The 21,502-nt window shown below is 58.8% G+C and carries 23 protein-coding genes; 10 read left to right on the forward strand and 13 right to left on the reverse strand.

Translation table 11 applies throughout. The features are described from left to right. Window positions 1-32: 32 nt before the first annotated feature. Window positions 33-755 carry a glycerophosphodiester phosphodiesterase gene (locus AC3IT9_RS09360; protein ID WP_150724710.1) on the reverse strand — a complete coding sequence of 241 codons (723 nt, stop codon included), beginning with the start codon at window positions 753-755 and terminating at the stop codon, window positions 33-35. A gap of 14 nt (window positions 756-769) precedes the next feature. Beyond that, entirely contained in the window at window positions 770-1,351 is a 582-nt protein-coding gene (locus tag AC3IT9_RS09365) for a PilZ domain-containing protein (RefSeq protein ID WP_489272745.1), read from the reverse strand. Between the two features lie 94 nt (window positions 1,352-1,445). Here AC3IT9_RS09365 and AC3IT9_RS09370 point away from each other — a divergent pair, with 94 nt between their 5' ends. The 3 genes from AC3IT9_RS09370 to AC3IT9_RS09380 all read left to right on the forward strand — a co-directional run bounded on the left by AC3IT9_RS09370 (window position 1,446) and on the right by AC3IT9_RS09380 (window position 4,695). Next, on the forward strand, window positions 1,446-2,696 hold the full coding sequence (locus AC3IT9_RS09370; protein WP_150724712.1) for a lipoprotein-releasing ABC transporter permease subunit: 1,251 nt from the start codon (window positions 1,446-1,448) through the stop codon (window positions 2,694-2,696). 7 nt (window positions 2,697-2,703) lie between these two features. Continuing rightward, window positions 2,704-3,387, forward strand: coding sequence for a lipoprotein-releasing ABC transporter ATP-binding protein LolD (lolD, locus tag AC3IT9_RS09375; RefSeq protein ID WP_173677889.1), 684 nt, complete (start codon window positions 2,704-2,706; stop codon window positions 3,385-3,387). Between the two features lie 63 nt (window positions 3,388-3,450). Continuing rightward, the gene (locus AC3IT9_RS09380; protein WP_150755190.1) at window positions 3,451-4,695 is read left to right on the forward strand and encodes a lipoprotein-releasing ABC transporter permease subunit; all 1,245 of its coding nucleotides are present in this window, start codon (window positions 3,451-3,453) and stop codon (window positions 4,693-4,695) included. Between the two features lie 124 nt (window positions 4,696-4,819). Here AC3IT9_RS09380 and AC3IT9_RS09385 read toward each other — a convergent pair whose 3' ends face one another. Together AC3IT9_RS09385 and AC3IT9_RS09390 are read right to left on the reverse strand one after the other, a co-directional pair. Beyond that, complete coding sequence (locus AC3IT9_RS09385) at window positions 4,820-6,169, reverse strand: heavy metal sensor histidine kinase (protein WP_489272746.1); 1,350 nt, start codon at window positions 6,167-6,169, stop codon at window positions 4,820-4,822. Beyond that, window positions 6,169-6,849: a heavy metal response regulator transcription factor gene (locus AC3IT9_RS09390; RefSeq protein WP_489272747.1), complete on the reverse strand. Its 681-nt coding sequence runs from the start codon at window positions 6,847-6,849 to the stop codon at window positions 6,169-6,171. The genes AC3IT9_RS09385 and AC3IT9_RS09390 overlap by 1 nt, the downstream gene beginning before the upstream one ends. 155 nt (window positions 6,850-7,004) lie before the next feature. Here AC3IT9_RS09390 and copI point away from each other — a divergent pair, with 155 nt between their 5' ends. Further along, entirely contained in the window at window positions 7,005-7,541 is a 537-nt protein-coding gene (gene copI, locus AC3IT9_RS09395; RefSeq protein WP_489272748.1) for a copper-resistant cuproprotein CopI, read from the forward strand. 61 nt (window positions 7,542-7,602) lie between these two features. After that, a complete protein-coding gene (gene queF, locus AC3IT9_RS09400; RefSeq protein WP_150717086.1) occupies window positions 7,603-8,433 on the forward strand; it encodes an NADPH-dependent 7-cyano-7-deazaguanine reductase QueF in 831 nt (276 codons plus the stop codon). Window positions 8,434-8,607: 174 nt separating this feature from the next. Here the strand turns inward: queF and AC3IT9_RS09405 are convergent, their stop codons facing one another. Together AC3IT9_RS09405 and pcrP are read right to left on the reverse strand one after the other, a co-directional pair. After that, the gene (locus tag AC3IT9_RS09405) at window positions 8,608-8,871 is read right to left on the reverse strand and encodes a DUF4404 family protein (protein WP_008020667.1); all 264 of its coding nucleotides are present in this window, start codon (window positions 8,869-8,871) and stop codon (window positions 8,608-8,610) included. Window positions 8,872-8,983: 112 nt separating this feature from the next. Then, window positions 8,984-9,604, reverse strand: a complete 621-nt coding sequence (gene pcrP / locus AC3IT9_RS09410) for an HAD superfamily inactivated hydrolase PcrP (protein ID WP_150724717.1) — start codon at window positions 9,602-9,604, stop codon at window positions 8,984-8,986. A gap of 201 nt (window positions 9,605-9,805) precedes the next feature. Between pcrP and AC3IT9_RS09415 the strand changes: the two genes are divergently transcribed. The 3 genes from AC3IT9_RS09415 (at window position 9,806) to rssC (ending at window position 12,547) form a co-directional block, all read left to right on the forward strand. Continuing rightward, complete coding sequence (locus tag AC3IT9_RS09415; RefSeq protein ID WP_150724718.1) at window positions 9,806-10,495, forward strand: MlaA family lipoprotein; 690 nt, start codon at window positions 9,806-9,808, stop codon at window positions 10,493-10,495. A gap of 388 nt (window positions 10,496-10,883) precedes the next feature. Beyond that, window positions 10,884-12,065, forward strand: a complete 1,182-nt coding sequence (rssB, locus tag AC3IT9_RS09420) for a two-component system response regulator RssB (protein ID WP_056722032.1) — start codon at window positions 10,884-10,886, stop codon at window positions 12,063-12,065. Next, entirely contained in the window at window positions 12,065-12,547 is a 483-nt protein-coding gene (rssC, locus tag AC3IT9_RS09425) for an anti-sigma factor antagonist RssC (RefSeq protein WP_008003418.1), read from the forward strand. The genes rssB and rssC overlap by 1 nt, the downstream gene beginning before the upstream one ends. Before the next feature lie 204 nt (window positions 12,548-12,751). Here rssC and tal read toward each other — a convergent pair whose 3' ends face one another. Then, window positions 12,752-13,678 carry a transaldolase gene (tal, locus tag AC3IT9_RS09430; RefSeq protein WP_007984304.1) on the reverse strand — a complete coding sequence of 309 codons (927 nt, stop codon included), beginning with the start codon at window positions 13,676-13,678 and terminating at the stop codon, window positions 12,752-12,754. A gap of 470 nt (window positions 13,679-14,148) precedes the next feature. Between tal and AC3IT9_RS09435 the strand changes: the two genes are divergently transcribed. Then, window positions 14,149-14,523, forward strand: coding sequence for a hypothetical protein (locus AC3IT9_RS09435; protein WP_489272750.1), 375 nt, complete (start codon window positions 14,149-14,151; stop codon window positions 14,521-14,523). A gap of 74 nt (window positions 14,524-14,597) precedes the next feature. Further along, window positions 14,598-15,224, forward strand: coding sequence for a hypothetical protein (locus AC3IT9_RS09440; RefSeq protein ID WP_489272751.1), 627 nt, complete (start codon window positions 14,598-14,600; stop codon window positions 15,222-15,224). Between the two features lie 29 nt (window positions 15,225-15,253). On the opposite strand, the gene AC3IT9_RS09445 is transcribed toward AC3IT9_RS09440, so the two are convergent. From AC3IT9_RS09445 to AC3IT9_RS09470, 6 genes are all read right to left on the reverse strand, one after another. Further along, window positions 15,254-15,712, reverse strand: coding sequence for a mannose-1-phosphate guanylyltransferase (locus AC3IT9_RS09445; RefSeq protein ID WP_489272752.1), 459 nt, complete (start codon window positions 15,710-15,712; stop codon window positions 15,254-15,256). A gap of 346 nt (window positions 15,713-16,058) precedes the next feature. Next, window positions 16,059-16,448, reverse strand: a complete 390-nt coding sequence (locus AC3IT9_RS09450) for a VanZ family protein (protein ID WP_489272754.1) — start codon at window positions 16,446-16,448, stop codon at window positions 16,059-16,061. Further along, on the reverse strand, window positions 16,445-18,532 hold the full coding sequence (locus tag AC3IT9_RS09455) for a YjbH domain-containing protein (protein WP_489272755.1): 2,088 nt from the start codon (window positions 18,530-18,532) through the stop codon (window positions 16,445-16,447). Before AC3IT9_RS09455 ends, AC3IT9_RS09450 begins: the two co-directional genes overlap by 4 nt. Further along, complete coding sequence (locus AC3IT9_RS09460) at window positions 18,529-19,296, reverse strand: capsule biosynthesis GfcC family protein (RefSeq protein ID WP_489272756.1); 768 nt, start codon at window positions 19,294-19,296, stop codon at window positions 18,529-18,531. Before AC3IT9_RS09460 ends, AC3IT9_RS09455 begins: the two co-directional genes overlap by 4 nt. Next, window positions 19,293-19,952, reverse strand: a complete 660-nt coding sequence (locus AC3IT9_RS09465) for a YjbF family lipoprotein (RefSeq protein WP_489272757.1) — start codon at window positions 19,950-19,952, stop codon at window positions 19,293-19,295. Before AC3IT9_RS09465 ends, AC3IT9_RS09460 begins: the two co-directional genes overlap by 4 nt. Window positions 19,953-19,965: 13 nt before the next feature. Further along, window positions 19,966-21,078 (reverse strand): polysaccharide biosynthesis/export family protein, encoded by a 1,113-nt coding sequence (locus AC3IT9_RS09470; RefSeq protein ID WP_489273494.1) that lies wholly within the window; start codon window positions 21,076-21,078, stop codon window positions 19,966-19,968. Window positions 21,079-21,502 lie beyond the last annotated feature (424 nt).

Raw genomic sequence — 21,502 nt, forward strand, 5'->3', positions numbered from 1 at the left:
CCGGTGGCCTGAGCCGGCCGGGGAGACCGATTTCAGCAATTCTCGAGCGTGGCGGTGGCCAAACCGGGAAAGTCTGTAATCAGGCTGTCAACGCCGAAGTCGGCGAGTCTGCGCATCAGCGCAGGCTCGTTGACGGTCCACACCGACACATGCAGCCCCTGACGCTGCGCCCTTTGCAGGCGTTCCGGCGTGCACAGGGTCCAGTTCAGCGCCAGAATCTCACAGCCATAGCTCGCCGCGACCTTCAGCGGGTCGAGCCAGGCGTACTCGGCCACCAGCCCGCGGGACACGTCCGGCACCAGTTCCAGCGCGGCCTTCAATACTTCGCGTGAACTCGAGGTGATGGTCACCTTGTCCATCAGCCCATGACGCTGCACCATTTCGCGAATCGCCAGCACAGTGGTCGCGGCACGCATCCTCGATGCGCTTTTTACTTCCAGCTGCCAGTGATCGAAGTCGCATGTCTCGAACAGTTGTTCCAGCGTCGGAATCGGGCACGGCTTGACCCAGCCCGGGCCACCCTTGCGTGCGTCATAAGTCACAAGCTCAGCCGCCGTGTGTTCGACGACCTTGCCGCGACGGTCTGTGGTGCGCTTGAGGGTCGGGTCGTGGATGACCATCAACTCGCCGTCCATGGACAGGTGCAGGTCCAGTTCGCAGCGACGCACGCCGTGCTTGAGACATTCCTGAAAGCTGGTCAGGGTGTTTTCCGGTGCTTCGCCCTTGGCGCCGCGATGGCCGTAGATGAGGGTCACGGTTCTTCCTTAAATTAATTGCCTGATTCGAGTTGGTCGCGGGCCAGGCGTCGTTCCTGGGCCTGCTTCTGCAAGATGTGGCGGGCCAGGAGCTGGCGCTGGGCGTCGGTCAGGTGTTCGAACTCGGTGCCAACGTCATAGCCGTCGCCCTTGCGGTCGCAATGGGTGACGCGGGCGCGCAGCAGCAGGCCCAGGGCTTGCGGCATCAGCACCAGCTTGACCGACAGGCCTGCGCCGGCGGCAATGGGCGACGGATGCTGAAAGTCGATGCCGCCTTCGGAGATGATCACCGGCTGCGGTTCGCCGATCTGCCCGAGCACTGTCAGAGCGATGACCTGACTCAGCAAATCGATACGTTTGTTCTGGGATTTGAGGAATGCGGCGGTCGTGCGGTCGCGTTCGCTGATCTGGCGCAACAGGTGTTGCGACTCGAATTCGCTCAGGTGTAGTTCGCTGAGCAAGTTGAAGAGTGGGGACGCATCCTGCAACACTTCTTGGCCAGCGGCTTCGGGAGCGGACAGGGGCCGAATTTCCAGTGCGATCGTATCCTCGATACGGTAGTATTCGCGGCGATCTTCTTCATCTAATGTCGACATGGCGAACCCATGGTAGCGGCGGTGGTCTGAGTGTAAAGCTGGTTATCGACCCCCGCCACAAGGACGTTCCTTTTCCCTCCGAACAAGCCCCGACATGTTCAGACCTCTCTTCGTATTTATCGGCACGCGTTACACCCGTGCAAAGCGTCGCAATCATTTTGTGTCATTCATTTCCCTGACTTCGATGATCGGGCTCGCCCTTGGCGTGGTCGTGATGATCGTGGTGCTGTCGGTGATGAACGGCTTCGATCATGAAATGCGCACCCGCGTGCTGGGCATGGTGCCCCACGCGACCATCGAGTCCGGCGAGGCGATCAGCGATTGGCAAAGCCTGGCCGCCAAGGTCAAGCAGAACCCGCAGGTGACGGCCGTGGCGCCGTTTACGCAAATGCAGGGTTTGCTGACCAACAACGGCAAGGTCTCGAAAGTCCTGCTCAATGCCATCGACCCGGCGCAAGAGCGCCAGGTGTCGATCATCGATCAGTTCATGACCCAGGGAAAACTCGACGACCTGGTGCCGGGGGAATTCGGCATCGTCATCGGCGACAAGGCCGCGGCCAAGCTCGGGGCCGCGATCGGCGACAAGCTGACCTTCGTCGCGCCCGAAGTCACCGTGACCCCGGCCGGGATGTTCCCGCGCATGAAGCGCTTTACCGTGGTCGGTATCTTCCATGTCGGCGCCGGTGAACTCGATGGCTATCTTGGCGTCACCAATCTGCAGGATCTGGCCCGGCTTCACCGCTGGAAACCGGACCAGGTCCAGGGCCTGCGCCTGAAGTTCGACGATCTGTTCCAGGCACCGCGCACCGCGTGGAGCATCGCCCGCGACCTCGGCGAAGACCGCTTCTACGCCCGCGACTGGACCCGCACCCACGGCAACCTGTACCAGGCGATCCGCATGGAAAAAGCCATGATCGGCCTGTTGCTGCTGCTGATTGTCGCGGTCGCTGCGTTCAACATCATTTCCACGCTGGTGATGGTGGTGAACGACAAGAAGGGCGACATCGCGATCCTGCGCACGCTGGGCGCCACGCCGGGCACGATCATGCGCACGTTCATGGTGCAAGGTACCGTCATTGGCGTGGTCGGCACGGCCATTGGCGCCGTGGTCGGGATCTTCGCCGCGCTGAACGTCAGCGCCGCGATCTCGGCCCTCGAAGGCCTGATCGGGCACAAGTTCCTCAACGCCGACGTGTACTTCATCGATTACCTGCCGTCGCAAGTGCAGAGCCAGGACGTGGTGATGGTCTGCTCTGCGGCGTTGGTCCTGAGTTTCCTCGCCACCCTGTATCCAGCCTGGCGTGCCGCGCGCACCCAGCCTGCGGAGGCGCTACGTTATGAGTGAGTCGGGCATGAGTGATAAAGCAATCTTGAGCTGCCGCAGCCTGGGCAAATCCTACGAGGAAGGCCCGGAATCGGTGGAAGTGTTGGCCGGCCTGCAACTGGAGTTGCACCCGGGAGAGCGTGTGGCGATTGTCGGCAAGTCGGGCTCGGGCAAAAGTACCTTGCTCAATCTGCTGGGCGGCCTCGATACACCAACCAAGGGCAGCGTCTGGCTCGACGGCGAAGAGCTGTCGGCGCTGAGCGAGAAGAAACGCGGCCTGCTGCGTAATCGCGCCCTCGGCTTCGTGTACCAGTTCCACCACCTGCTGCCGGAATTCACCGCCCTGGAAAACGTCTGCATGCCGCTGCTGATCGGCAAGACCGCGATCCCGGAAGCACGTCAGCGTGCCACGGCGTTGCTGGAGCGGGTAGGGCTGGGCCATCGCCTGGAGCACAAACCGGCCGAATTGTCCGGTGGTGAGCGTCAGCGCGTGGCCATCGCCCGTGCCCTGGTGAACAATCCGGGCCTGGTGATGCTCGACGAGCCGACCGGCAACCTCGATTCTCACACCGCCCAGGGGATCCAGGACTTGATGCTGGAGCTCAGCACCTCGATGCGCACGGCGTTCCTGGTGGTGACCCACGACATGAACCTGGCCCGCCAGATGGATCGCGTCCTGCATTTGCAGGAAGGTTGCCTCACGCCTATCTGATTGGCTGAAACCCGATGCCTGAAAAGGCGTCGGGTCATTTATTTCCATACGGTGCCCCAGCGAATGTTCAGACCGTTATCGATCTTTATCGGCACGCGCTATACCCGCGCCAAGCGCCGCAATCGCTTTGTTTCCTTCATCTCGATGACCTCGATGATCGGCCTCGCCCTCGGCGTGCTGGCAATGATCGTGGTGCTGTCGGTGATGAACGGCTTCCAGCGCGAAATGAGCTCGCGCATCCTCGGCATGGTGCCGCACGCCACCATCGTCGGCGTCAATCCGATTGATGACTGGAAGCCCGTGGCCGCGGCCGCGATGAAAAACCCGGAAGTGACGGCGGCGGTGCCGTTCACCGAGATGGAAGGCATGCTGTCCTACAAGGGCACGATGCAGCCAATCCAGGTCAGCGGTGTCGACCCGGCGCTGGAAGGCCAGGTGTCGATCGTCGCCAAGCACATCGTTCAGGGCAGCCTCGAAGCCCTGAAACCGGGCGAATTCGGCGTGGTGATCGGTGAGATCACGGCGCGCCGCTTCCGCTTGAACGTCGGCGACAAGATCACCCTGATCGTGCCGGAAGTCAGCAATGCGCCGGGCGGCATCACCCCGCGCATGCAACGGCTGAATGTGGTCGGCGTGTTCAAGGTCGGTGCGGAACTGGATGGCACCATGGCGCTGATCCACATGGCCGATGCCGCGCAGATGCAGCACTGGGAGCCGAATCAGGTGCAGAGCGTGCGCCTGGCGGTGAAGGACCTGTATGCCGCGCCGCAAGTGTCCAACGACATCGCCACGGGGCTGGGCGCCGCCTACAAGGCTGACGACTGGACCCACACCCAGGGCAGCCTGTTCAGCGCAATGAAAATGGAAAAAACCATGATCGGCCTGCTGTTGCTGATGATCGTCGCGGTGGCGGCGTTCAACATCATCGCGACGCTGATCATGGTGGTGAACGACAAGGGCGCGGACATCGCGATCCTGCGCACCATCGGCGCCACACCACGGGAGATCATGGCGATCTTCATGGTGCAGGGCACGGTGATCGGGATTGTCGGCACCCTGATTGGCGGTGTGTTGGGCGTGATTGCCGCGCTGAACGTCAGCCAGATCGTGGGCTGGATCGAGCGGGTCAGCGGACAGCACATCTTCAGTTCCGACGTGTACTTCGTCAGCAACCTGCCGTCTGAACTGCAAGGCGCGGATGTGGCGCTGATCTGCACGGCAGGGTTTGTCATGAGCTTCCTGGCCACGGTTTACCCGGCTTGGCGGGCGGCGAAGATTGAGCCGGCTTATGCACTGAGATATTCGTAACCAGTAACACCGCCATCGCGAGCAAGCTCGCTCCCACAGTAGACCGGGTTGAATCATGTATTTGTGAACACCCCCAGACCCTGTGGGAGCGAGCTTGCTCGCGATGAGGCCGCAACTGCCGGCCTCAATCTTCCCTTGGCAAATCGATCACAAACCTAGTCCACCCCTTCTCCGATTCGCAACGAATCTGCCCGCCATGGGCACGGATGATCGATTGCGTGATCGCCAACCCCAGTCCCGCATGTTCGCTACTGCCTTCACGACGCGCAGGATCGGCCCGGTAAAACCGGTCAAAAAGGCGCGGCAATAGATCTTCGGTAATCTGTTGGCCCGTGTTTTCAACGGTCAGGCGCAATTCTTTTGGCTGATCGACGATTCGCACCCGAACCTCGCCATCGACCGGCGTGAACCGCAGTGCGTTGTCCAGCAGGTTCGACAGCGCCCGCCGCAACATGCTGCGATCACCCTCCATGCGGCCCAGCCCTTCACGGGTGAGCGTGACACGGGCGTCTTCCGCCAATGGCGCAAAGAACTCCAGCAGCAGATCCGCTTCCTCCGCCAGTTCCAGTGGCTCGCATTTGGGCATTAACAAGCCGTGATCGGATTTCGCCAGATAGAGCATGTCGTTGACCAATTGCGCCATCCATTGCAGCTCCTCAAGGTTGCTGTGCAGGGCTTCGCGGTAGTCCTCGATGGGGCGCGGGCGGGTGAGGGTGACCTGGGTGTGGGTCAGCAGGTTCGACAGCGGCGTGCGCAGTTCATGGGCAATGTCGGCGGAGAACGCGGACAGGCGCTGAAACGAGTCGTCGAGGCGTCCGAGCATGGCGTTGAAGTTGTGGGACATTTCCGCCAGTTCCGGCGGCATGTTTTCTTCAGGCAAGCGCGAGTTCAGCGATTGCGCGGAAACACCGCTGGCCACCACACTGATCCGCCGCAACGGGCGCAAACCGCTGCGTGCCGCCCAGGCGCCCAGCAGTGCGGTGGCCAGGGCTGACAGGCCGACGGTCAGCCAGATCAAATGCTGCATGCGTTGCAGAAAGTGTTGGTGGTGGGTGATGTCCAGCAGCAGGGTCAGTTGCGGTGATTCGGGGTTGTCCACGAAAAGCGGCGCATTCAGCACACGGTAATCCGTGCCTTCATGGCTCACCGTCGACAACCCGGGCTGGCGCGGCAATGCCTGGGGAATGTTGGTCGAGCTGTCATACCAGCGCTGGCCGTCGCTGCCGGTGATTCGCAGGGGCAGGCCAGCTTGCCGACTCAATTCCTCGGCCAGTTTCACGCCACTGTCACTCGACTGAAGATCGTGCAGGGCCCGACGCAAGCCAATCAACTTGCCATCCAGCAGTTGCTGGTCGAGCTCAACGAAGTGCGCCTCACTGGCGCGGCTGAACAGCACCCCGGCGAACAGCGACACCACGGCGGTGCAGGCGGCAAACAGCAGCGCCAGGCGGCTGCTCAAGGACAGTTGGCGCATCAGGCGGGGCGCTCTTCAAGGACGTAGCCCATGCCGCGCACGGTATGGATCAGCTTGTTGGGGAATTCATCGTCGATCTTCAGGCGCAGACGACGGATCGCCACCTCGATGACATTGGTGTCGCTGTCGAAATTCATGTCCCAGACCTGGGACGCAATCAGCGACTTGGGCAGGACTTCGCCCTGGCGGCGCAGGAGCATTTCCAGCAGGGCGAATTCCTTGGCGGTCAGGTCGATACGCTGGCCGCTGCGCTCGACCCGGCGCCGGATCAGGTCCAGGCGCAAATCGGCCAGTTGCAGGTTGGTCTCCTGCGGCGTGGTGCTGCCGCGACGCAACAGGCTGCGGACCCGGGCCAGCAGTTCGGAGAAGGCAAACGGCTTGACCAGATAGTCATCGGCGCCCAGTTCGAGGCCGTGAACCCTGTCCTCCACGGCGTCACGGGCGGTCAGGAAAAGTACCGGCGTGTCCAGGCCGGCGCTGCGCACTGCTTGCAGAATCTGCCAGCCATCACGCCCCGGCAGCATCACATCGAGAATCAGCAGGGCATATTCGCCGCTGAGGGCCAATTGCTGACCGGTGTTGCCGTCAGCCACCAGTTCGGTGTTGAACCCGGCCTCGGCCAGGCCCTGGCGCAGGTAATGGCCGGTTTTCGGTTGGTCTTCGACGATCAGCAGTTTCATGGGCGACTCTTGGCAAGTGGAACGAACGCTTTATACCGTGGGCAGCATTGGCACAGGGCAACCTGACAAAGTTGTAATCTGGCTGTCAGGTTGCGGGCAGTGGCAGCAGTTTAGAGTTTTGCCCATGCTGAGCCTTATCTTGTTGGAGTATGACGATGTTTTTACGCAAATCCGTGGCGCAAATCGTTTGTTTGCTGGCGCTGAGTTCACCGGTGTGGGCGGACGCCGGGCATACCTTCGATTTCGGTCAGCCGGCCCCGGCGGCCAAGGCGACCCGCAGCATCGAGGTGGTGATGGAGGACATGTCCTTCACGCCGCAGTCCATCGACATCAAGGCCGGGGAAACCGTGCGCTTCGTGCTGGTCAATAAAGGCCAGTTGTTGCATGAGCTCAACCTGGGGGATGCGGCGATGCACGCCAAACACCAGCAGGAAATGTTGCAGATGCAACAGAGCGGCATGCTGACACCCACCGGCATGAAGGCAATGGACCACGGCAACATGGCCGGCATGGATCACAGCAAAATGGACCACGGCATGAAGCATGACGACCCCAACAGCGTGCTGGTGGAGCCGGGCAAGACCGCCGAGTTGACCTGGACCTTCAGCAAGGCCACCAATCTGGAATTTGCCTGCAATATCCCCGGTCATTACCAGGCCGGCATGGTCGGCAAATTGACTGTCAGTCAGTAAGCACTCAAAGGCGGGAGCAAAGGCTGATAGAATCCGCTGATTCTTCAGTCAGGTTTCCGCCATGCATCCCGCAGCCGAACACTCGCCGCTGGGCAAGTCCAGCGAATACATCGCCACCTACACGCCGTCTTTGCTGTTCCCGATCCCGCGTACCGCGAAGTGGGCGGAACTGGGCCTGACGGCGCAAACCCTGCCGTATAAAGGCGTGGACTTCTGGAACTGCTTCGAGCTGTCCTGGTTGCTGCCGTCGGGCAAACCGGTGGTGGCGATCGGCGAATTCAGCATTCCGGCGGATTCGCCGAACATCATCGAGTCGAAGTCGTTCAAGCTGTACCTCAACTCCCTGAACCAGACGCCGTTTGCCGATACCGCGAGCCTTGAAGCGACGCTGGCCAAGGACTTGTCGGCGGCTGCCGGCAAGCCGGTGGGCGTGCGTATTCGCAGTCTCAAGGATGTCGAGAGCGAAGGCGTCGTGGCCTTGCCGGGCGTGTGCATCGATGAGTTGGATATCAGCGTCAGCAACTACGAGCATCCACGGCCGGAACTGCTGCGTTGCGATGATTCGCGCATTGTCGAAGAGAGCGTGCACAGCCATTTGCTCAAGTCCAACTGCCCGGTCACCAGCCAGCCGGACTGGGGCAGTGTGGCGGTGGAGTACCGTGGCGCGGCGCTGGATCACGCGAGCCTGCTCGAGTACATCGTCAGCTTCCGCCAGCACTCGGACTTCCATGAGCAGTGTGTAGAGCGGATCTTCCTCGACCTGCAGCGGTTGCTGAAACCGGAGAAACTGACGGTGTATGCGCGTTATGTGCGTCGTGGCGGGCTGGATATCAACCCGTATCGCAGCACTGAAGAGGTGCAACTGCCGAACCATCGCCTGGTCCGTCAATGAAGATCCAATTGTAGGAGCGAGCCTGCTCGCGATGGCTGAGTGTCAGGCAACATTGATGTTGGATGTGCCGGCCTCATCGCGAGCAGGCTCGCTCCTACAGGGGATTTGCATTGTCAGTCGCAGAAACGAAAAAGCCCTGCTGGCGATAGCAGGGCTTTTTTGCATCAGCAGGGTTCAGATCCCCATGTTGGCCAAGGCCTGCCCGATGTTGCGCAGGGTGCCGGCAAGGGTAGGGTGTTCGAGTTCGAAGCGTTCCACGGCCAGGTTGACGCCATCGGCGAGGCTGGAATCCTGGGTTTTGGTTTCGAGCTCAAGCTTCAACTCGATCTGTTGCATCAGTTCGTGTAACTCGGCGCGTTCGGCATCAGACAATGGAGGATTCTGTTCCAATTGCTCGCGCAGGGCATTGAGCTGTTCTTGCAGTTCGCGGGCAGGCATGGCGTTCTTCCTTCTTTAATCGATAGGCACTGGCATAGACCGTGGCGGCAGGCCAAAAGTCGATGCCTGACCTTTAGATTAATCCACTCGCGCCCAACGTGCATGATCTCGATCAGGGCTTTTCGCCTTTGAGCCGACGCAAGCTGATATCGGCCAGGCAGGTGTCGAGTTCACCGAGGTGATCGATCACTGAATGTACGCCCAGACCGAACAGTTGCATCGTCGCCTTGGCGCGTTTGATGTCGCGCTCCTGCGGGCTCAACACTTGCCATTGCTCAGGCGTCAACCCGCACAGCGAGCCGCAGGACGCCAGGCCGATGGTCCACAACCCGGCATTGAGACCCGCTTGCAGCAAGCGGGGTTCGCCGCTCACCAGCACGCAGCCGTCGAGTCGCTCGACGTTCAGGGTCATCAAGGCTTGCCAGCAGGCATTCGGGGCGGGCCATGGGGTGTTTGTTGCTGGATGTTGCGAAGGTTTGATCCATTCCGGCAGCGCAGCGGCCAGGGATTGGCTGAGGGCAGGGGGCAGTTCATCGAGCCAGGCGCAGGGGATTTGCTGGCGCTGCAAGCTGCGCAGGCTATCCAGTGCGCCGGGTGTGGCCTCGGCGTGTTCGGCCGAGTGGCTGCCGTGCCGGTGCGTGTGTGCGCCGAAATCCACCAGGCAGCCACTCAGGCCGAACAGTACGGCGGTCAGGCTGGGTGCGGTTTGGGGCAAGGCTTCGGCGAGCGGCATGTATACGTCCCTGAAATAGCCTGAAGGCTAGTGGGTGACGGTGACAGTTGAGTGACATGGGTTTGAATCGCCCACTTTGGGCACGATTCCTTCGGTGTGGATTCCGTGCAAAGTGCCTTAAACGGCGTTTACGCCTTATACTTGCCAGCTTATTGCCTGGGCCAAGCGCCCGGGCCAGTACAAACCAAGGAGTTTTTTTCTATGCGCTGGAGCAATCATCTAGCCAGGATTTGTGTATGCGCCAGTGTGATGCTGGTTCCGTTCGTTGCCCAGGCAGCCACGGAAGATGATCCTTGGGAAAGCGTCAACCGCCCGATTTACAAGTTCAACGATGTGCTCGACACTTACGCGCTCAAACCCCTGGCCCAGGGCTACCAGTACGTGACGCCGCAGTTTGTCGAAGACGGTGTTCACAACTTCTTCCGCAACATCGGCGATGTGCGCAACCTGGCCAACGATATCCTGCAGGTCAAACCTCACGCCGCAGGCGTTGATACCGCACGAATCATTTTCAACACCACCTTCGGTTTGCTGGGCGTCATTGATGTCGGCACCAAAATGGGCCTGCAGCGCAATGACGAAGACTTCGGTCAGACGCTGGGTTACTGGGGTGTCGGCAGCGGCCCTTACGTGATGCTGCCCCTGCTGGGGCCAAGCACCTTGCGTGATGCGCCGTCCAAGTACGTCGACAGCTATACCGGTGCTTATCGTTACGTAGACGACGTTCCGGTGCGTAACTCGTTCCACGCACTGGACATCGTCGATACCCGTGCCAACCTGCTGTCGAGCGAGAAGCTGATCACCGGCGACAAGTACACCTTCATCCGTAATGCGTACTTGCAGAACCGTGAATTCAAGGTGAAAGACGGTCAGGTTGAAGACGATTTTTAACCTCGACCGGTAAATTGAGAAGGCGGCCATCAAGGCCGCCTTTTTTGTCTGCGAAGACCTGCATGCGGATAAAACCGCGCTTTTCGCTGCAGTCCCGAGCGGTTTGACTCATGGGTTCCATCCTTCCATTGGGTTACGGATTTGCCTGTTCTTATAACTCTCGGTGATTTGACAAATAAAGACGTCAAGCGACCATCGGCGTGAGCTTGAAACGCCCCGCGGATGGGAGTACCGTCTGCGCCTTAGAAGGGCACCTCTGGTGTACATGTGTGTAGGGCAAATGCCCGAAAGCGGTGCGACAGAGAGGCTAGAAAGCGAATCCAGTAGTCAGTACCGGGCCAAAGTCCCCGTCTGCTACGCCAACCTAATTCTGGCGCCGTTTGCCCACATGCCAAAAACCAGTGCCACGCTGCTGATAATCGATGATGACGAAGTAGTGCGCGCGAGCCTCGCCGCCTATTTGGAAGACAGTGGTTTCAGCGTCTTGCAGGCCAGCAATGGTCAGCAGGGTCTTCAGGTATTCGAGCAAGACAAGCCCGACTTGGTCATCTGCGATCTGCGCATGCCGCAGATGGGCGGACTCGAACTCATTCGCCAGGTGACCGAACGTTCGCCGCAAACGCCGGTGATCGTGGTGTCGGGTGCCGGCGTGATGAACGACGCGGTCGAAGCCCTGCGCCTGGGCGCAGCGGACTACCTGATCAAGCCTCTCGAAGATCTGGCCGTGCTCGAGCACTCCGTGCGCCGGGCCCTGGATCGTGCGCGCCTGTTGCTGGAGAACCAGCGCTACCGCGAGAAGCTGGAAAAGGCCAACCGCGAGCTCGAAGCCAGCCTGAACCTGCTCCAGGAGGACCAGAACGCCGGTCGCCAGGTGCAGATGAACATGCTGCCGGTCAGCCCCTGGACCATCGACGAGTTCAAATTCGCTCACCAGATCATCCCGTCGCTGTACCTGTCGGGTGATTTCGTCGACTACTTCCGGGTCGACGAGCGCCGGGTCGCCTTTTACCTGGCGGACGTTTCCGGTCACGGCGCCTCTTCAGCCTTCGTCACCGTGCTGTTGAAGTTCATGACCACGCGCTTGCTGTTCGAATCCAAGCGCAGCGGCACCTTGCCGGAATTCAAGCCTTCAGAGGTTCTTGGTCATATCAACCGGGGCCTGATCAGTTGTAAGCTGGGTAAACACGTCACAATGGTCGGTGGAGTCATCGACGAGGAGACCGGTTTGTTGACCTATAGCATCGGCGGTCATCTGCCGTTGCCAGTGTTGTACACGCCAGACAGTGTTCGTTATCTGGAAGGGCGTGGTCTGCCGGTGGGCCTCTTCAACGAAGCCACCTACGAAGACCACGTGCTGGAACTGCCACCGACGTTCAGCCTGACGCTGATGTCTGACGGTATTCTGGACCTTTTGCCAGAACCCACACTCAAAGAAAAAGAGGCAGCGTTGCCCCAACGGGTCAAGGCTGCGGGCGGCACCCTGGATGGGCTGCGGCAGGTTTTTGGATTGGCCACGCTAGGGGAGATGCCGGATGATATCGCCCTGTTGGTGTTGAGCAGGAATCTTTGATGAGTACCGGTAGAATCCAGTTCGCCGAGCAGGATGGCACCTTCGTCCTGAAGTTCGTCGGTGAAGTTCGCCTGACCCTGTGTTCGGCGTTGGATGCGACTATTGAGCGGATCTTCAGCGCGTTGAATTTCAACACGATCGTGATCGATCTGACCGAAACCCGCAGCATCGACAGCACCACACTTGGCCTGCTGGCCAAGCTGTCGATCCTGTCGCGGCAGAAAGTCGGCCTGCTGCCGACCGTCGTCACCACCCACGAAGACATCACCCGTCTGCTGCAGTCGATGGGCTTCGAGCAGGTGTTCAACATCGTTGATCAGCCGGTGCCGTGCCCGGAATGCCTGGACGACCTGCCAGACCAGGATCAGTCCGAAGAAGTGGTGCGGATCAAGGTGCTCGAAGCGCACAAGATCCTCATGGGCCTGAACGACACCAATCGTGAAGCCTTCCATGACCTGGTGAATGCGCTGGAGCGGCACTGATCCCCTGAAGTGATGTGGGCCGGACTGGCCCCATCGCGAGCAGGCTCGCTCCCACAGGTTCTTCGTTCAGCACACGACCAAAGCCATCCCGCAAATCCCTGTGGGAGCGAGCCTGCTCGCGATGGCGTCCTGACAGTCACCAAACACATACAAAAAAGGGCGAACCTGTGAGGGTTCGCCCTTTTTGCATTACACCCACTCAGATCACAGCTTGGCCTGCAACAGCGCCTCAAGCTTCTCCTGATCCCGTGCGAACTGACGAATGCCTTCAGCCAGTTTCTCGGTCGCCATCGCATCTTCGTTGGACAACCAGCGGAACTGCGATTCGTTGAGGCTCAGGCGCGCTTCACCGGCATGGCCTGGCACCAGTTTGCGCTCCAGCTTGCCGGTATCTGCGGCCAGCTTGTCGATCAGGTCCGGGCTGATGGTCAGGCGGTCGCAGCCGGCCAGCTGCTCGATCTGGCCCAGGTTGCGGAAGCTCGCCCCCATGACCACGGTCTTGTAGTCATTGGCCTTGTAGTAGTTGTAGATGCGCGTCACCGACTGCACGCCCGGATCATCCGCGCCGGTGTAGTCGTTGCCGTTGGCTTTCTTGTACCAGTCGTAGATACGGCCCACGAACGGCGAAATCAGGAACACCCCGGCGTCGGCACAGGCGGCTGCCTGGGCGAAGGAGAACAGCAGGGTCAGGTTGGTCTGGATGCCTTCCTTTTCCAGGATCTCGGCAGCGCGGATGCCTTCCCAGGTGGACGCGATCTTGATCAGCACGCGGTCGCGGCCAATACCGGCCTTGTCGTACAGCTCGATCAGGCGATGTGCACGCTTCAACATGGCATCAGTGTCGAACGACAGGCGCGCATCCACTTCGGTGGAAATACGGCCCGGGATCACTTTGAGGATTTCTTGCCCCACGGCCACGCCAAAACGGTCGCTGGCCAGGCCCACATCGCCCTTGCAGTCATTGACGCTGGCGTTCAGCAGCTCGGCATACGCAGGAATGGCCGCGGCCTTGAGCAGCAGGGAAGGGTTGGTGGTGGCGTCCACGGGTTTAACGCGAGCGATAGCTTCGAAGTCGCCGGTGTCGGCAACCACGGTGGTCATTTGCTTAAGTTGTTCCAGCTTGGAAGTCATGGGCGTGCTCTGTCCTATGGGTCTGATGACATTACCCGAGCGCTGACAGCCACTCAAGGGCATGTACGTGTATCGATGGCCCCTGCGGCAACAACCTGAAAACAGGTGTTTGAAAGGTCGGGCGCCGTATAGATGAATAGGATGCCAGGCGGGCTCACAGGTTCAACTGATCTGACGGTCAGCGCCTGGCAATCAGATCATCTGACGCCCGAGTCTTCTGATAACGCTCGCGGCACCTTACGTGTAATTACCGATATCGTTGAAGTCTATATAGTTCGATTGCGGGCTCAATAATTGTTATAAAAAGTCAATTAACACCCTGGCAAGGTTAATCTCCGCGGTAACAAATGTAATGTTATCTGGCGGAGATTTTGATCGTTAGAATACGTCCAGTACATATATAAAATAAAGTGTAATGTGATATTGAGAATTCGTGTTTGTAGAAATAACTTCACAACGTGAAGAGGTATATGTTTTTGGATGCGTTTGATGATTTGATGCTTGGCTACGCACTAAAAAAGTTGACCGGCGTGTTTGAAGAAATCGTGGAGGTTTCGAAAAACACCGCTTCGGACAAGGCAACGGGCGTGCTGGATATCAGTCCATCCAAAACCGCAAAAAAAATCCCCGTCTGGTTGGGGCGTCTGAGGGGCAACACCCCTTATCAAGTGACCCATGTTCTGATCGATCAGATGCACGCCTCTCGAAAACTCAACCTCGACCTGCGCTTCGCGGCACAAGCTGCCTTGCTGGATGCGCTGGTAGAGGACGGACTGGCAATGCACATCGCCAGTTATTCAGTGGTTGTCGTAGAGAATCGTCTGAAGTGCTTTGTTGATCGATGAACGTGGTATCTACTGTGCACGCGGCCAGTGTCCATCACACTGGGAAATTGCATGAGACGTGAGAAAGTAGATTGGTGTCAAAACTGTACATCGCACAATACGCCGGAATCACCATCATGCTTCCAGCGGCCATGGTCGTCGCTGGTTGGTTATGGAGCATGGCATCCAGAAAACTCGCCCTCCTATGGCTAGGCGTACTGTTCGTAGCCTATTTCGTCGTAGGTCTCAGTAAAGTGCTGTTCAAGGGCTGGGGTATCGGCCTGGAAAGCCTGGATATCGCGGTCATCAGCGGCCACGCAATGAATGCATGCCTGGTGTCGACCGTTGTCCTGAGTTTGCTATTGCGCCAACTGGATCATCGCCTTCGATGGCTGGCACTGGGGGCGGGGCTGCTGTCGACCTGGTGGTTCAGCGTGCAGTATGTCGGGCAGACGATTCATCCTCTGCCGGAAGCGATTGCCGGGGCGGTTGTGGGGTCAGCCGCGGCGTGCGTATTTCTTTTCAGGCTGGAGAGAAAGGAAGTTCGCAAAATTCCCCGCACGGCCCTCATGCTAGGGCTCGCGATTATCATGCTGAGTACGAGTATTCCAAAGTATACGGCTGAGAGGCTCTTGAACTCTTTCGCAGTCACTCTTTCGGGGGCAGAAAAGGCATTCATGCAGCCTCACTGGCGCACTCCCGGCGGATCGTCAAGGTTGTAGGTTTTGATTCGAGTTCTGGCGGAGTGGACTCACCAGGATTCACTACTATTTTCTTCTTCGATCCGCTCCAGCAGCTCTGCAGTTTTTTTCTGCATCAGTGCAACATCGCCTCGACTCTCAACCTTCAACAGGATCTCGCTCTCCGATGGGCAGATCTTGAAACGCCATTCAGCGAACGTCAGGCTCAGGCCGTCACTGTCATCCACATCCAGTGCTTCACTGGCATACAGGGTCCGCAAGTACTCGAGTAGCGCAATGGGATTACCGACCATGCGCCGAATATCACCTGAGGAAGGAAAGAGCCCGATGCGCTCCACCAATAACTTTGGCTGTGGGGTGACAGTGGAGGGCGCACTTTCGTATGTCCGCAACCAAGCCATCAATCCACTGTTGCCCTCGGTGAATGGCTGTCCAAAAACCATATTGCCCGGTGCAAAAGGGTCCGACGACTTATAGACAGCGTCGATCGGTGATCTGGAAGCGTTCATAGTGGTCTGCCTTGAAAAAGTTTATGGCCGCTCAAAAAATGCGGCACCCAAGAGCAAAAAAATACCGTTTACAGCAATGCTGTTCAGTTAAGGAAATTGTAGGAGCGAGCTTGCTCCGGGCGGAGTTCCGACGATGGGCTCAAGAACGCCGCGTTTAGCCAGTAAATACGCGTTATCGTTAACGACCATCGCGAGCGAGCTCGCTCCTACAGAGGACTACATTCGCCTAACTGACGTTTACAGGCCTTTCTTATTCAAAACCGCATAACAGAAATGGGTGGCGTCGATTCAGTGTTTTGATGTTTTCAGCCGTGTTGTCGCTATGCTCACGGGGCAAGCCATAGTCTTAAGTGTCCGGGAGCTCAGTGGACTGTTTGACGGGTTGCACCCAACGCCACGCAATCAAGCCGATCGACACACCGACAGCATTGGCCAAGGCGTCGTAAGGTGATGCCGTGCGCAGCGGCATCAGTGCTTGGGCATATTCGATCAGGATCCCCGTCAGCAGACAGCTCAAGGCGATCCAGCGTGCCTTGACCCGCAGGAAGGCCAGCTGGCAACTAAAAGACAACGCGAAAAAACCAAGCAGGTGATGCAGCTTGTCTTCCTGGGCAAAGGCTTCTGGAACCGGTTGCGCTCGCAAAGCGGCTGTCAGCAAGACCACACTGACGCCGATGAAAAACAGCGTGCGTAGGCTTTGGGAAAGTTGTGTGACACCCAGGAGTAACGAACTCATTCGGTGATTTTCTCAAAGTTCTTATAGAACGCATCTTTGTCGCGGCCATCGGTCATTGTGTACAGCGAATATTGGCGGTTAAGACGCGCACCACCATCGCGGGTCAGCGGAGCCCAGACCAGGTTGGCGCGACGCATCGTGGAAACGCTCATCAACTCGTCGAAGGGGACCGAGATATATATGCCTTTGTCGAAGCTACCCTCGCCGAACTCTTCTTTCGAGGCCGTGGTGCGGGTAACCCAGCCACCGAACTTCACGCCGTTACTGAACTCATGCGACAGATCGACCGTGGCCCCCCAATCGCGCGCCAGGTAACGTCCAACACTGACCGCCGCCTGCAATTCGAACGGCAGTTCGGTATAGGTGGTGATGTGACCGGTCACGGTATCGTAATCGCGCAGACCAAAACCCTGGTCAAAGTCACGCTGGCGTACAAAGTTCAAATCAGCACCCATGGCCCAGCGCTCGCCCATGGGGCGGTACAGCAATTCACCGCCGACCCCGGCGAACATTGACTCCAGATAACCGCCATACACCATGCCAAACAAGTCTTGATCCAGTTGCTTGGCATGGTTGAGCTGGAATGTCGGCATCGTTACATCAGAGGTGATGACGTACTTGCGCAAATCGGTCCGCACTCGGGGCAGATTGCTTGGCGCGTCGTACGTGAACTTGTCAAAGTTGTTCAGCAGATTGGTGCTGATGACCCCGCTCGTCCACGTGCTGCGGGTAAAGCGGTATTCTGCGTCCACATCAGCAGTCAGCTGGTACAGCAAGCCGTCGGGACCGCCAATGTTTTGCTTGTAACCCAAGCCGATACCATAGGTGAAACGCTCGAGCGCCTGGGTGTACAGCGTGTTTTCAATGTGCGGCGTGGCCCGGTTCAATTCGGTGGTGCGGTGCAGGTCTGTAAGGTCTTGTTGGTTGTTCACCACGGCCCGGAAGGTGTCGCGCGGCACACTGGTTTCTTCCACGGGCATGTCGTAACGCTTGTTCACCATCGTGAACCAGTCGATTTCGTCATTCGCGCTGTTGTCCAGAATCCGGCTGGCCCGGCCTACGCCTTTGGCGGAGTAGAAATAGCGCGACTGCTCGCCATACACAATCAGCTCGGAATCGCGCTGAGCAATACGCTCAACCTTATAACCTGCGTTGTTTTCCAGCCGTTTGGAAACCCCAGCCCAGTCGACCTGATCGAGCGGCGTGGTTGGCTCTTGTGCCGGCAGCGCTTCGACAGCTGGGTCGTAGCGTTTGGCCGGCGCCTTGCGGCTGGTGAAATTGGTATGAAAAGTAATACCGAACAACGCGGTGTTGCCGCGCTCCCAACCGGCGGTCAAATCGACTGAGTCAGTTAGCTTGAACACCGCCCCGATGTTGATGGGCGAGTCCTGCTTCAGGCTATTGTCCAGCGGCTCGTGCTCGTAGTCGTTACCGTCGAACTCGAGTTTCAGGCTCAAGGGCGCCCAGGGCGTCTGATAGGCCACACCGCCAAACAACGCGGGCGAGCCACGAAAATACGCGTTGGTATTGACGTTGCCCGCGTCCGCGCCCGTGTTTACCGGGCGTGTATCAAAGCGCTCATTGAGGTACCCCAGCGGGTTATCGATATCCCCGCGGTTACCGATGTAGCCCCAAGCGATGCCCAGGCTGAAATCCAGATCGTAGTAACGTTTGTTCGCCACAAAGTATTCGCTGGAAAACAGGCCGGTGCCCCCGACATCCCGAAAGCCGAGCGCGACCTCGGGCAACCAGTGGCTTTCTTGCCAGAGGCGGGCTTTGACATCGACCGCCTTGTCTTTATAGCTCTGGTCGCCACTGAATGCCTCGGCCCCGTATTTACGGTCGCTGATAGCGGTATACCGAAAGCTGCCTTCCAGCCAATCAAGGGGCTGTATTGAAATGCTATAGCGCGAATAGGGGTCTGTCCGGTTGGCGTTCAGGCTGAATTCGCCAGCGGGTGCCATCCGTGCGGTGGGGGTTTGCAACAAACCCACACCACCGAAATCATTCTGGGTAAAACGCGGCTCTCCATGAGCCAAGCTGTAGGGCAACAACAACACTACGGCGGCGAAACGTAACTTCAAGGGGCCACCTCGGGCAGCGGTTGGGTGGCGAGAAACTGGGCAAGCTGCTCGTTCAAGTCGGGTGTGGGCAGGTCCGGATCATCGTTTCGCACGGGCACCAGGATTGTGCTGCCTGCGGCGGCAAACACCCCGTCTTCGCGGTTCCAGGCGGCGTTACCGACTCGCCTGACCTGGCCATCGGGCTGAATCAGCCACAGGTAATCGGCATCTGCGTCGGTCACCGGCAGACAGCTCTTCAGATATTCCTGGACGGGCTGCAGGGCGCGATAAGGCAGCGCGCAAGGCTGTTCAACGGCGCCCACCACGGTGACCGTAGTCGGGCGTACAGGGTAAGTCAGCCGGTCGCCGTCACTGAGCGAGTAGTTGCGGGCGAACGCAACCTCCAGCGCCACGGGGTCGAGCATCGCGACTCTGCGGCCGGTAACGGGCAGTCGGCTGACCTCTTCAAACAGGCGCGCCGCCAGGGCCGCAAGGCTACTTTTTTCTTCAAGCAAGGCCCCACGTTGCAGCAATTTCAGATCGAACAGCACGCCGGCTTTAAGGCGGACTTGCTGCTCCACCAGTGGCTGGTGCAGCCAGGCGGCGGCCAGCCAGTAACTTTCGGCGTTCGGGCGTCCCTGGCTGACGGCATCGAGCAAGCGTGCACCTGGCACGAACGCGAAGGAACCGGCGTTTTTTACATCACCCGTGACCGTGACAGCGGCCTGAGCCATCGCAGAACTGGCCAGCAACAGGCAAGCCGACAGCGTTTTCGAATATCTCACCGAGCCGTCTCCCGGTCAGGGCGCAATTGCACAATCTTCAAGAAAAGTTCCGGCGTGAGATGTTGTTCGCTCTGCAGGATCAAGCCATCGTCAGGCCTGACCCAAAAACGGTTGGTGGCCTTGAATCCCAGCTCGGGTATGTCGATGCGTTCGTCTATGCGCAGCAGCGCATAGTCTTTGTCCAGGATGGTGACGGTTTCGATGTCTTGTCGGCTGAAACGACTGTTGACCGCCAGTCCGACCTGCGGCCCCTGATAGACATCTATCCAGCGGGTACTGCTGTAGCCGTCGGGCAATCGCTGCAAGCCAAGCTTGAACGGCGACTCACCGTCGAAGCGCGTGCCGTCGAGATTGATGCCCAGGCCGACGCTGCGCACGACCAGACCGTCGCGCATCAACAACACCTGTTTGCCGGAGGCGACCCAGAACTCCAGGTCGCCCTGCTGACGTAGCTTGGCCAATACACCTTCGCTGGCGTCGGTGGTGACCTTGATCTGCGCATAGGGCACGGCGTCCACTTGCGCCGCAGTCAACTCCAGCGGCTGGACGCCCAGTGTGGAGGCCTTAAAGGTATCCAGGGACGCTTGCATCAAGGGATTGCAGCCACACAGCAGTAATCCCACCGCCAGGCATGAGCTGTTACGCAAAGTTTTCAAAGCGGCTCAAACCTTATCGACTGCTGGCTTCACTGAGATTGTTTTGAGCCGCTGCTCCGGTACCCAGGATAGCGGCCGAAGGTAGCAACTGGCTGATCAAGCGGTTCCAGCGGGTCACGCCTGCAGGGCCGACGTAGACAATGTCCTGGGGTTGCAGATCGAAGCGGCTGGCGAGAGCAAACGCGGTAGGCGATTCGGCTTCCAGTTGAAAGACTTTTGCCGGCTCGGTTTCAAGGTTCTCGGCACCTCGAATGACATACAGCGCATTGCCGTTGGAGGTGGTCTGGTTCAGTCCACCGACCGTTCCGACCGCGTCTGCCAGATTCATCCGATTGATTTTGAACGTGAGCGCCTGAGGCTGGTTGACCTCACCCATGACGTAGATCTTTTTCCGGTCGTTGTAGGGCAGGTACAACTGATCGCCATCTTTCAAATAGACGTTATGCAACAGCGAGCCTTTGCTGTTAAGCGAGTCCAGGTCGAGCGGATACTCACGTCCGTCCCGGGTCAGTGTCAGGCCGGCAAGGTCGGCATTCAATGGATCGACAGTAGCAGTACCCATGGCTTCGACGACACTGAGCGGCGAAGTAGTAATGGGTTGTTGACCGGCTTTCAAAATAGCACCGGAAATAACGACTTTTTGACTGGCAAACCGCAAAACACTCAAGTCAACCTGAGGGCTGTCGACGAATTGAGTCAGGCGCTCAGCAATAAAACCGCGTAGCTCCTCGATGGTTTTACCTGCGGCATGAATATTGCCGATATAGGGGTAAAACAGGGTGCCGTCCGGGCGTACCAGGCGACCGTTCGCATCAATTTGCTGTTGCGCACCCGATGGCGCAGTCAACTCAGGATGGTCCCACACAGTGATGTACAACACATCATTGGCGCCAATCCGGTAAGCACCCGGCTTGTACGCCAACAACTCGGCGGGCATCGAGGCTTGCACTTTTGTCGCCGCGTTCTGGGCAATCAGTTTAGGCGTTATCGGAATCAACTCGATCCGACTGCTTTCCGGTGAGCCTTCACGGCCGACCTGGCTGGTATCCAGGTGTTGACCGGGTGAGAACATACAGCCTTGCAGGGTAATACCTGCAAGCACAGCGAGCGACAAACTACGAATCATGATTGAGGACACTTGTGGAGGGAACACATCAAAACGGAACCACCCGGATTGCTCCGGGTGGTAGAAGGCTATCGACCTTGCGGTGCGCTTAGCGTGTACCGGTGGTGCCTGTGGTGCCGGTAGTGCCAGTAGTGCCGCCGTCATTGTTGCTTCCGCCACCACTGGATGACAGCGCAGCGGCGCCGGCAACAACCGCGGCGCCGATGCCGAGAGCAGTCCCTGTGGTCAGGCTGCCCACGAGAGGGGTGTTCAGACTCAAAGGAGCGTTTGCTGCGGGTTTTGCAGGTGTGCCTGGAGCAGAAGACGCTGCGGAAGGCTCAGCGGCCAAAACGGAGGCACTCAAAGACAGCATTAGAACGGAAGCAAGTAGTTTGGTCATGGTAGATTCCTTTTTGATGCATCGTCGGTATTGGCGGTGAAGCTA

This window comes from Pseudomonas sp. KH_046_1 (assembly GCF_057839025.1).

Coding starts and splice junctions, on each gene's coding strand:
- AC3IT9_RS09365 (WP_489272745.1), bottom strand. CDS start 1,351: ATGTCGACATTAGATGAAGAAGATCGCCGCGAATACTACCGTATCGAG.
- AC3IT9_RS09370 (WP_150724712.1), top strand. CDS start 1,446: ATGTTCAGACCTCTCTTCGTATTTATCGGCACGCGTTACACCCGTGCA.
- lolD (WP_173677889.1), top strand. CDS start 2,704: ATGAGTGATAAAGCAATCTTGAGCTGCCGCAGCCTGGGCAAATCCTAC.
- AC3IT9_RS09380 (WP_150755190.1), top strand. CDS start 3,451: ATGTTCAGACCGTTATCGATCTTTATCGGCACGCGCTATACCCGCGCC.
- AC3IT9_RS09385 (WP_489272746.1), bottom strand. CDS start 6,169: ATGCGCCAACTGTCCTTGAGCAGCCGCCTGGCGCTGCTGTTTGCCGCC.
- AC3IT9_RS09390 (WP_489272747.1), bottom strand. CDS start 6,849: ATGAAACTGCTGATCGTCGAAGACCAACCGAAAACCGGCCATTACCTG.
- copI (WP_489272748.1), top strand. CDS start 7,005: ATGTTTTTACGCAAATCCGTGGCGCAAATCGTTTGTTTGCTGGCGCTG.
- queF (WP_150717086.1), top strand. CDS start 7,603: ATGCATCCCGCAGCCGAACACTCGCCGCTGGGCAAGTCCAGCGAATAC.
- AC3IT9_RS09405 (WP_008020667.1), bottom strand. CDS start 8,871: ATGCCTGCCCGCGAACTGCAAGAACAGCTCAATGCCCTGCGCGAGCAA.
- pcrP (WP_150724717.1), bottom strand. CDS start 9,604: ATGCCGCTCGCCGAAGCCTTGCCCCAAACCGCACCCAGCCTGACCGCC.
- AC3IT9_RS09415 (WP_150724718.1), top strand. CDS start 9,806: ATGCGCTGGAGCAATCATCTAGCCAGGATTTGTGTATGCGCCAGTGTG.
- rssB (WP_056722032.1), top strand. CDS start 10,884: ATGCCAAAAACCAGTGCCACGCTGCTGATAATCGATGATGACGAAGTA.
- rssC (WP_008003418.1), top strand. CDS start 12,065: ATGAGTACCGGTAGAATCCAGTTCGCCGAGCAGGATGGCACCTTCGTC.
- tal (WP_007984304.1), bottom strand. CDS start 13,678: ATGACTTCCAAGCTGGAACAACTTAAGCAAATGACCACCGTGGTTGCC.
- AC3IT9_RS09435 (WP_489272750.1), top strand. CDS start 14,149: ATGTTTTTGGATGCGTTTGATGATTTGATGCTTGGCTACGCACTAAAA.
- AC3IT9_RS09445 (WP_489272752.1), bottom strand. CDS start 15,712: ATGAACGCTTCCAGATCACCGATCGACGCTGTCTATAAGTCGTCGGAC.
- AC3IT9_RS09450 (WP_489272754.1), bottom strand. CDS start 16,448: ATGAGTTCGTTACTCCTGGGTGTCACACAACTTTCCCAAAGCCTACGC.
- AC3IT9_RS09470 (WP_489273494.1), bottom strand. CDS start 21,078: ATGATTCGTAGTTTGTCGCTCGCTGTGCTTGCAGGTATTACCCTGCAA.